11 protein-coding genes and 1 pseudogene (1 of these 12 only partly in view) are annotated in these 9,629 nt (G+C 39.5%); 5 read left to right on the top strand and 7 right to left on the bottom strand.

All coding sequences use genetic code 11. The annotated features are described in order from the left end of the window. From AB0756_RS08640 to AB0756_RS08630, 3 genes and pseudogenes are all read left to right on the top strand, one after another. Positions 1-489: pseudogene (locus AB0756_RS08640) on the top strand (catalase) (it extends 165 nt beyond the left edge of the window). Positions 490-520: 31 nt separating this feature from the next. Continuing rightward, positions 521-718: a catalase-related domain-containing protein gene (locus AB0756_RS08635; protein ID WP_038084247.1), complete on the top strand. Its 198-nt coding sequence runs from the start codon at positions 521-523 to the stop codon at positions 716-718. Between the two features lie 189 nt (positions 719-907). Further along, a complete protein-coding gene (locus AB0756_RS08630; RefSeq protein ID WP_038084251.1) occupies positions 908-1,348 on the top strand; it encodes an Hsp20/alpha crystallin family protein in 441 nt (146 codons plus the stop codon). A 199-nt stretch (positions 1,349-1,547) separates the two neighbouring features. On the opposite strand, the gene AB0756_RS08625 is transcribed toward AB0756_RS08630, so the two are convergent. From AB0756_RS08625 to AB0756_RS08595, 7 genes are all read right to left on the bottom strand, one after another. Further along, entirely contained in the window at positions 1,548-1,709 is a 162-nt protein-coding gene (locus AB0756_RS08625) for a hypothetical protein (RefSeq protein ID WP_038084252.1), read from the bottom strand. A 177-nt stretch (positions 1,710-1,886) separates the two neighbouring features. After that, positions 1,887-2,057 carry a hypothetical protein gene (locus tag AB0756_RS08620; RefSeq protein WP_167844622.1) on the bottom strand — a complete coding sequence of 57 codons (171 nt, stop codon included), beginning with the start codon at positions 2,055-2,057 and terminating at the stop codon, positions 1,887-1,889. 213 nt (positions 2,058-2,270) lie between these two features. Next, positions 2,271-3,335 carry a glycosyltransferase family 2 protein gene (locus AB0756_RS08615; RefSeq protein ID WP_050046432.1) on the bottom strand — a complete coding sequence of 355 codons (1,065 nt, stop codon included), beginning with the start codon at positions 3,333-3,335 and terminating at the stop codon, positions 2,271-2,273. Between the two features lie 85 nt (positions 3,336-3,420). Then, on the bottom strand, positions 3,421-4,698 hold the full coding sequence (locus AB0756_RS08610; RefSeq protein ID WP_038084254.1) for an ABC transporter ATP-binding protein: 1,278 nt from the start codon (positions 4,696-4,698) through the stop codon (positions 3,421-3,423). Positions 4,699-4,700: 2 nt separating this feature from the next. Beyond that, on the bottom strand, positions 4,701-5,573 hold the full coding sequence (locus AB0756_RS08605) for an ABC transporter permease (protein WP_038084258.1): 873 nt from the start codon (positions 5,571-5,573) through the stop codon (positions 4,701-4,703). A gap of 89 nt (positions 5,574-5,662) precedes the next feature. After that, the gene (locus AB0756_RS08600) at positions 5,663-6,730 is read right to left on the bottom strand and encodes a glycosyltransferase family 2 protein (protein WP_038084260.1); all 1,068 of its coding nucleotides are present in this window, start codon (positions 6,728-6,730) and stop codon (positions 5,663-5,665) included. Positions 6,731-6,822: 92 nt separating this feature from the next. Further along, positions 6,823-8,118: a glycosyltransferase gene (locus AB0756_RS08595; protein WP_038084263.1), complete on the bottom strand. Its 1,296-nt coding sequence runs from the start codon at positions 8,116-8,118 to the stop codon at positions 6,823-6,825. A gap of 554 nt (positions 8,119-8,672) precedes the next feature. Here AB0756_RS08595 and AB0756_RS08590 point away from each other — a divergent pair. Next, on the top strand, positions 8,673-8,825 hold the full coding sequence (locus AB0756_RS08590) for a type II toxin-antitoxin system HicB family antitoxin (protein WP_237266058.1): 153 nt from the start codon (positions 8,673-8,675) through the stop codon (positions 8,823-8,825). A gap of 81 nt (positions 8,826-8,906) precedes the next feature. Further along, the gene (locus AB0756_RS08585) at positions 8,907-9,593 is read left to right on the top strand and encodes a hypothetical protein (protein WP_038084265.1); all 687 of its coding nucleotides are present in this window, start codon (positions 8,907-8,909) and stop codon (positions 9,591-9,593) included. The last annotated feature ends 36 nt before the right edge of the window (positions 9,594-9,629 follow it).

The following is a 9,629-nucleotide window of genomic DNA, read 5'->3' as shown; positions in this document are numbered from 1 at the left end:
CCAGAACGAGTCGTTCATGCGAAAGGATCTGCTGCATTTGGAACTTTCACCGTTACTCAGGATATTACGCGTTACAGCAAAGCTAAAGTTTTTTCAGAGATTGGCAAGCAAACCGAAGTTCTTCTTCGTTTCTCGACAGTGGGTGGAGAAAAAGGTTCCGCTGATGCTGAGCGTGACCCTAGAGGTTTTTCTGTAAAATTTTATACTAGAGAAGGAAACTAGGATTTGACAGGTAATAATACACCAGTTTTCTTTATTCGCGATCCGCTTAAGTTTCCTGATTTCATCCACACTCAAAAACGCAATCCTCAAACGAATTACAAAGACGCTAACGCCATTTGGGATTTCTGGTCACTTAGCCCAGAAGCTTTGCATCAGGTTACGATTCTGTTTTCCGATCGCGGGACTCCCAAAACCTATCGCCACATGAACGGTTATGGTAGCCATACCTTTAGCCTCATAAATGCCCAAGGGGAAAGGGTGTGGTGATTATACCCAAGCAGGAGATCTCTTTCGGCTCATGACACCCGACCAACAAGACCGTCTCATACAAAATATTGCAGGTAGTTTGAGCCAAGCAAGACGCGACATTCAAATGCGACAGATCTGCCATTTCTTCCGTGCAGATATTAATTACGGTCGTCGTGTGGCAGAAGGATTGGGGATTGAGATCGATGCATCCATGATGCCAGCATCTGCTCAAACCGTTAACGCATAACAAGGTTTATTGAAATTCCCGATTTTTTAGAGAAGTCGGGAATACAACCGCTCGTTTTGGTTCGGTATTTATTATTGATTGAGTACCTAAAACCGAACCTTCATACTTTCTATTTTTAAATAACATAAGAATCAAAGCAAATTAAATCCTGAATTCATTAAATAAAGTCTTACAAATGGAGGCATAAATATGACACTAGCTCGTTGGAACCCCTGGCAAGAAATGAACTCTTTACAACGTCAAATCAATCACTTATTTGATGACGTTCTTGTACCATCAGCTTTATTTGACAGAGAGTTTACAAAAGTTCCTGCAGTTGAATTGCATGAAGCCGCAGATGCTATTCATCTCAAAGTAGAACTTCCAGGTATGGAAGCTAAAGATTTAGATGTGCAAGTCACAGAAAATACTGTGTCTATTAGTGGAGAACGCAGAACGGAAACTAAGACCGAAGACAAAGGTGTGACTCGCAGTGAATTTCATTACGGTAAGATTCAACGCGTCATCCCTTTACCAACTCGCGTTCAAAATACCAATGTTACGGCAGAATACAAGGACGGTATCTTGAATTTGACACTGCCCAAAACAGAACAAGAAAAGAACAAAGTTGTAAAAATTAACCTCAACTAAACACCTGCTAATTTGTGTCTTCAATCATTAAGTCTTACCTTTAGGCTGTTTAACTGAAATGCACAGTAGGTTAGTCTAAAGGTAAAGCCCAGCCGTAATCTAGCGACTGGGCTTTTTTAATAAATTCACAGCCCTCATCTCCAACCTAACTCTCGCTAAGTGACAAGGGACTGCAGAAACTAGGTTGGGTGAAATTGCTTTACCAAAGCTCTAGCATTATTACCTGTTGTGGCAATTGGCTAATAGGAGCAGGTTTCATTTCACCGCGAAAGTCTAGGAGTTGGACGAGGATGAGGTAGGCAATTGCTAAAATGATAGAAATCGCACCCGTAATAATTGCAATTATTTTTCCACGATTCATGAGTCTTCTCTAACCAAATTTATGTGCTATACCTATCTTCACCTGATATAAAGATTTTGTTAGCTGTTAGTGGTTAGCAGTCATACCAGGGGGAGATGGGGGATAGGATTTATCTCAAGAACGTGCAGGAATTGGTATTATGCCGTCAAATCTTGTAGTCTAACTATCTTCTAACCATCAAAAATTCTTGTAAAATGTATACCTGAATTGGTAAATGAATTGAACGTGGGGCGATAAGCCGGGTACGGCGTGCGCTTCGCGAACGCAGTAGACTGTTGATGGAACCCGCAAGCTATAAGTGCGATCGTCAAAGCGCCAGATTCTACTAGTAGTCGTAACTTCATCCATAGTTCCTCTAAAGACTAGCTTGTTGATATCCGAGTTACCAACAAAGTAAACTAGTTTTCAAAGGTTAGACTTCATCCTTTAGAGTAACCCGACTGGGTGATTTTGATGCTCGATAATCTATCTGTAGCGGTAAACGAGCCTTTATGACAAGATTGTAGTATGTTATGGGTTCTGCTCTGGTCTGAAGGGAATAAAGTTGACACTCATCAGTATTTACGCTTTTCCAACTGGGTAGTTATTTTCGCTAGCCTGCACTAACTTGTGGGAACTGGTAGACTGAGAAGCTAACCAATGGTCTTGTATTGCTTGTATCTGTAGCATGACTGAATCAATAACCTTTTTAGTTAACAAAAGACGACAAACAATACTTTCAGCTAGGCGAAAACCACAAATGGACTGAATGAAATGGTATGATTGCCTACCACCATCTCGCTTGAACTCAGGAAAGACCATTAAAGCTTCGTCTAACAACTGTAAGTATTTTGGATAGTCGTCAAGCTGTAGTGCTTCCCTAGACAAATCAAAGTAACATTTCGCTATTGCATAACGATACTTGGTAGAAAGTCGATCGATCTGCTTCAGTTTTTGTTCTGCTTTAATCAATACTGAACGATGACTGTCTATCCAAAGAGGTTTAGAACGAGTAGAGACTGTGACATTTCCATATCGTCTGTACACAGCATGACAACCTGGTTGATAGACAACTTTAGCACCTTGAAGAACTACTGATAAGAAAAAATCTCGATCTTGTGCAGCTTTTAAATTCTCATCCCAACCACCGCTTTTCTCAACAGCAGTTCTTCTATAAAGTAAAGAAGCAACCGCAGTCCACCAATCAGCCAGTAAAGATTCAGTGATATCTGCTTGTGTTCCTGGACGTTCTATTTTATCCAAAAAACTGGTGCCATCAGATAAATGATGCCGCAATCTCCAATCACAGTAAACAACATCAGCTCCTGTTTCTTCCAGGAAAGATACTTGCCTTTCTATTTTGTTAGGTAAGATGTAATCATCTGCATCCAAATACTGAATATACTTGCCTTTTGATAATGCTAAACCCGTGTTTCTAGCGTAATTTCCTCCTCTATGGCTTACACTCTGCCAAATAACTTTTTTTCCATAACTTTTGACAATTTCTAAAGAATTATCAGTTGAACCATCATCAACAACTATAATCTCTATGTTTGGGTATGTTTGTTGCAAACAACTGTCAATTGCTTCTGCTATCCATCTTTCTGTATTAAAGCACGGAATAATCACTGATACGAGGGGTGGCATATGTTCATTTCCTAATTTTCAAAAGAACAGGGGAATACATCAAACCCAAAGTCAATAAGTATTTTTTATTTTTTCAAACCCAGTTTTATTTATTAATAACTTTCCAATGTCTGGGCTGATAAAACAAAGATTGACTGATGATTTTATTCGCTCTTACTACAAATCTAAAAGACTCTACTATATCGAAAGAGCGAATGCCTTCTTTTACATAGACTTTGGCGCTATATAGACCAGGTAATAAGCAACAGTAAGGCATTTGCATCTGTATTTCCACTTTACCTGGAAGTATCTCAAGGAATTCGTTATCACTTGATGAAGTAATATACAAAACTCGTTCGTTCTGTCCGGATAAAGCAGTAATTAATATACCTATATTGAGATTTTCTACTTTTATATGTGCTGCACATTCAACACATAAATAGCCTGGTTCACCAGACAGAAGAGTATCGAGTATGTTTCCTTGCTCATCCTTAAAACATAAGGAAATAACATCAATGCCAGGACTGTCGCTCTTTTGTTTTTCGGGTAAATACATTACGCCTGAAGCTGCTTCTGTACCTCCCAAACAAAGGTCTTCTTCGTACTTACGAATGACAGAGCCTGTTTCACCAGAAGTTATCAAATTACCTTTTTTTAAATAAATCGAAGATTCACAAACATTTAAGACAACATGAGGATTGTGAGAAACTAAAATAAAAGCTGTACCCTGTTCTCTAAGTTTTGCCAATTTTTGATAACATTTCATTCTAAAAGAAATGTCTCCTACAGCTAGCACTTCATCAATCAGCAAAACGTCAGGTTCAATGTGAACTGCACACGCAAATCCCAATCTTGCTGCCATTCCAGAACTATAAGTTTGTACTGGAGCATCAATCGCATCTGCAATTCCGGCAAAATCAACGACCTCCTGAAATTTCTCTTCAATTTCTTCAGTCGATAAACCCAGTACAGACATATTTGCGTAGATATTTTCTCGTCCCGATAGGATGGGATTAAACCCTGCACCGAGAGCAATCAGAGGAGCGACTCTACCCCTTACTTTTACGCTACCAGTATCTGGCTTAATCAAACCACTGATAATGCGTAGCAGCGTGCTTTTTCCGGCTCCATTAGAGCCCACCAAACCTAATGCTTCTCCGCGCTTTAGCTCGAAGCTAACATTACTAAGTGCCCAAAATTCTTTAGCTCTTAAAGTATCGCTTTTTCGGGTTCCTCCTGTGAGTTCGATCGCAATATCTTGAAGCCCGTAGAACAAAGAGTTTTTTAAGTCTCTACAAAACTTTTTAGAAACATTTTTAGCTGAAATAACAACTTCAGTTTCTTCAGGATGAGTCGTAGTTTGTTTTTCTATTAAATTAGTCATTCCTAAGAACTCACTCGCTCAACAACAAAAGGCATTGCAAGTCGAAAAGTCACCCAAGTGAGTAACAATCCCACAAAGGAGAGTACACTGACAACCCAAAATTCTAAAGGGTTGGAGATAACTCCTGTTGTTGCTAATTCTCGTGCTGTCACTAATAGAGGAGTGACAGGATTTAGCTTGACTAGTAACCCAAATGTTCCTTCATTGGGAACTGGATAAACCACGGGAGTCAAAAACAGCCAAAACCCTGTAATGAGAGTTAACCCTTTAGAAACGTCTTGATACAAAATTCCCAATGGAGCCAACAAAACACCAATGAACGTCCCCAGAACGACCAAATGAATCAACGCAACTGGGACTAAGATAACTGTCCAAGCGATCGAAATACGAAACCAGAAGTACAATCCCACTATTAAAATCAACTTGATGGCAAAGTTAAAAAACACTTCGCCTACTTTTGCTAAAATGAGAGACTCCCGAGGAAAATTCACTCTGGCTAGCATTGGTTTTGCGACTGTCACGGCTTGTACCGGACCGTTTAATGCTTCTACAAATGTTTGCCATAGTGCAGTACTGAACATCACATATGCTGGGTAGGGTATGTCAGTCTTACCAACATTAATGACATTAGCATCATTTGCAAGAGTAAACCCAACAGCCATGACAATTGGCGGCAAAAATGCCCAAGCTACACCTAAAAATGATTGACGGTATTGAGCCGTAATATCCCTTACCATCAACCGCCATGCAAGCTCGCGAGAAGCTAGCAAATCCCGCCACATCTGTTTTAACAGATCGATTGGACGCCGCAGTTGACTTTCAGGCGTATAAATAACTTCAGGTAATCGCGATTTTTGGCTCTCTTTTTGTTTCAAAGTTCTTCACCTTACTGCATATATGGATGTATGCGTATGATGAATAACGTTCATCATACACTTTCTTTGAGAGCGATCTCCTTAAAATATCATCCTTGTGTTGAAGCTACGCTCGCATTCACAATTTTTGAAGAGACAGAGTTTTGTTGACCTTGCAAGTACCTTTGAGCATAGCGGCTAGTAATATACTTGTTCAAAACCTTATCCATTTCATACAGTATCCTCCCAACCACTCGTGACCCAAATCTACCAAAGGGTGCTTTTCGGGCGATGGAACTGATAATTGTCATATCGCGACGCCATCCCAAGCGCTTGTACTTATTTTTAAAGTACTCATCTTCAGTGAGGTTCCACTTGTCGCGCAGGCGTTTTAGGCTTGTGAGTTCCCACTCATCGCTCCAACGCAACATGTAGTAATGCAAATCTGTCCAATCCAGTGGAGGTCCCGGTACATAAGTGACAAGGGAATCAGGTTCTAGGTAAACCGTACCGCCAGCTTCAGCCACCTGTATGCACAAATCAACGTGTTCTTTGGTATTCAGCAGGGCTTCATCCAAAAATCCAATTTTCTGAAATATCTCAGTGCGTACCATCATACAGTGGAATTCTGCTAGCCCGGTTTTTTGTTGTTGCAATTGAGGACGGACTTCTGAAACTTGACGACCTTGCTTGTAAATTTTTTCAATTATCCGCCGTCTTGTGGTTTCACCCCTAGTTTCTAGAACAACTCCAGATTCGCCACCCGCACAATGCACTTCTTCATGCAAAGGAGTTCCCTGACAAATTAGAGGGCTGATTACAGTCGCTTCTGTTTCTTCCGCGCAGGACACTAAAGTCTTCAGCCAACCAGGAGTCACGACAACATCGTTATCAATAAAAACAACATACTTGCTGTTTACCTGACGCAAACCAATATTTCTTGCATGGTTTGGAGAAAGATAATATTCGGTGCGAATCAGTTGAAATTGCTTTTGAATGGCTTGCTCTGCTAAGTATTTTTTGATGTGAGACGGGGACCCACCATCGACATAAATCAACTGAAAAGGATATTCCGTACACGCGTAGATGCTTTCTAGAGACTCACGGGTGTAACTGAAGCGTTCCCGTGGAACGACAACAATCGTCACTTGCGGGTTTGTTACTTCTGATGAGTTCATATCCAAGACCTCTACTAATGTCAACTGTCTGCCTGTGTATTTAAGAACGACACTGGAAGCACCGATTCTAAGTCATACCACTTATAGTGTAACTACGGATTAATGTAGTTGCGATTTGCTACGACCGCTGAAAATTCCTTCTGACCGAGTTGAGGAGGGGTCAGTGCTACTAGTTGGTAAATGTTAACTAGCTTCTCGTTCAACTTATTAATATCGTAGTTTTCCTCTACACAAGTACGACCAGCTCGACCCATTTGTTCCCAGATATCGGGACACTCGATTAAATAAATTAACTTTTCAGCAATGGTATCCGAATCTCGCTCTGGAACGAGAAACCCAGAAACACCATCTTGCACGAGTTCGGGAATACCACCATGTAAAGTACCTATAACTGGTAAACCCATTGCCATAGCCTCTTTTAAAGTGTTAACTGGTGCGTCTTGATTGCCATTTTGAGCGGTTACACTTGGAGCTATAAATAAATGAGAATTGTCGAGAATCTCAATAATTTCTTGCTGGTTTTTCCAGCCAAGAAGTTTGACTTTATCTGTGATTTTCAACTCTTCTATCAACAAATGTAACTCTTCTTTTAAGTAACCATCACCTATGACATTGTATTCAACATCTGGATGAACATTTGCCACTTTGGCAAGAGCACGGATACCATACTCTATACCTTTCTTTTCCACAAGACGACCAACAGTGACAATCCGAATTTTGTCATTTGGGTGAGGACGTCGGACTTTAAACTGAAATCTACTACAGTCTATTCCAGAACGAAGAACTACTATTTTGTCGCGATCGCAACCCAGAGTAATGGCTTTCTGTCGGAAAAATTCACAATTTGCAAGAAAAAAATCTCCTTTGACAAAAAGTTCATTATAAACATCTTGTCCGCACTCCTGAACATAATAGCTTATATCATACCCTCGGAATGACGCGATCAATTTACCTTTTATAGCACCAATATCTCGGAATATCTGACCTTCGATACCATGCATTCCAAATTGACCGTGAATAATATCGTAATGCGTGGACTGAAGGAGTGGTATCACTGAATATAACAGCCGCAGAGAAATTGCGTATTTCTCATATTTAAAAAAGTTGAGCGATCGCAACAAAACCAAGGGACTTTTGTGTAAATTAGTGATTATTAACCCAATTCCTTTCAGTACTCTCCATAAGTAATTTGTTGGAATTGTAGGTACATAATGAGTCCTTTCTAGCAGCTGATACTTTTCCACATCTGGATGCATTTTAGACAGATCGTCTGGACGAGAACCGTAAATATGTACCTCATGTCCTCGGGAAATTAACCCGGTAATTTGATTTAGGATAAAAGTTTCTGATAATACAGGAAACTCACCTACAATGAATGCTATTTTCATAAAAGAAATTACAAATCAACGTTTGTTTCGAGTTGCTTTGGTACCGATTTTCGTAGTTTTAGGGCAAATAATCTTTAACTACCATAATTACTTTTTTTTATATAAAAGCTATTTTTTGAATTTTCTTTAGCGTATCTTTATATTCTTAAAGATTCCGTAAATTTTTAGCGATCGACAAATTTATGTACTGACAGTGCGATCGGTAGGAGTACTGAAAACGCCACTCGTACAGTTACGTCGTGCATTTACGTCACTAAGCTTTTTATCGGAGACTGCGTAATGCGGTTCCTTGCAAATGAGATTTTCTCAATATGAGCGTTATATATACGTGAAGCAGGTTATAACATTGCTTGCGGTAACGACGACGCGGGAGTTACTATATCTTTACCAAAGAAGGTGTTGAAGAAATTCTAAATCTCCAACCTAAAGGTTCACAGGCTAAAGCTTATCAGGTAAAGCAAGTACGTGCAGTTATTCTTAAGTACAATTTAGAAGGTAAAACGATGCTTCGCTATGAAGTTATTCTACATTGGAGCCAGGAAGACTAAGCATTTATTGCGGAAGTACCAGAATTACCTGGTTGTGCAGTTGATGGTTATACATATCAACAAGCACTGGAAAATGTAGAAATTATCATGCAGGAGTGGATTGATACAGCTAAGGAACTAGGTCGTCCCATTCCAGAACCAAAGCAACACATAATGTAGGTATGCCCATCCTACAGTACTGAAATTTTTTCACCAATCAGATAGGATTGTTATATATCCTCACGAAGATTTAAGTGGACAATGGGATTAACAATTCATTATGAATTTAGTTTAAAAAATGCCAGCGTTAACGAGGCAAGAGAAAAAATTGTTGCTTTACATAACTTGGCTTTACGACTTCCTTTTAAGTTTGTTGATGAGTTGGTAGAAATTTCAGGAAAGGATTGTTATTTTGATAAAGATGATTTCAACGACCCCTACTGTTTTATTAAAATTCGGGCATTAAAACCAGTAGAAATTGCTATGAATGGCTTTTCTTGGGAAAATTCTACCTATATTATTGGTTTTGATTCGCTTCCAGGAGAAGGCTCTGAAACTCCTATTTTTGGCTTGGCTACCCATTCGGAAATAAAAGATGTTAATGATTGGATGTGGACGGGTTTTTGTAAAACTCAATATGCTAGCAATCCTGAATATGGTGGTTTGGAGAATTTTCTCAAGTGTCATTTACTGATTGTGAAAATGCTCGATGCGGCTTGTGAATTGGGAATTACCTGCGATGTGACTGATGAAGGAGGTTATTGGGAGAACCGAAATATAGAAGAACTTGTCTCCAATATTCGCCAACATAATATTTTAATGGCGGCTTTGACAGGGCAAATTAAAGATGATTTAGCTGTTCTAGGTAATATTCCTATTCTGTCTCCTATTTTTGATTATCCTAATTTTGAGCATTTGGAAGCTGAAGGGAGGCAAAAACCAGATTAGTCGTTCGAGAAGTCCATTCTTTCACCAATCTTCAGT

This window comes from Tolypothrix campylonemoides VB511288_2 (assembly GCF_045999855.1).
Lineage (GTDB): Bacteria > Cyanobacteriota > Cyanobacteriia > Cyanobacteriales > Nostocaceae > Scytonema > Scytonema bouteillei_A.
This window is presented reverse-complemented; position numbering and strand designations above follow the sequence as displayed.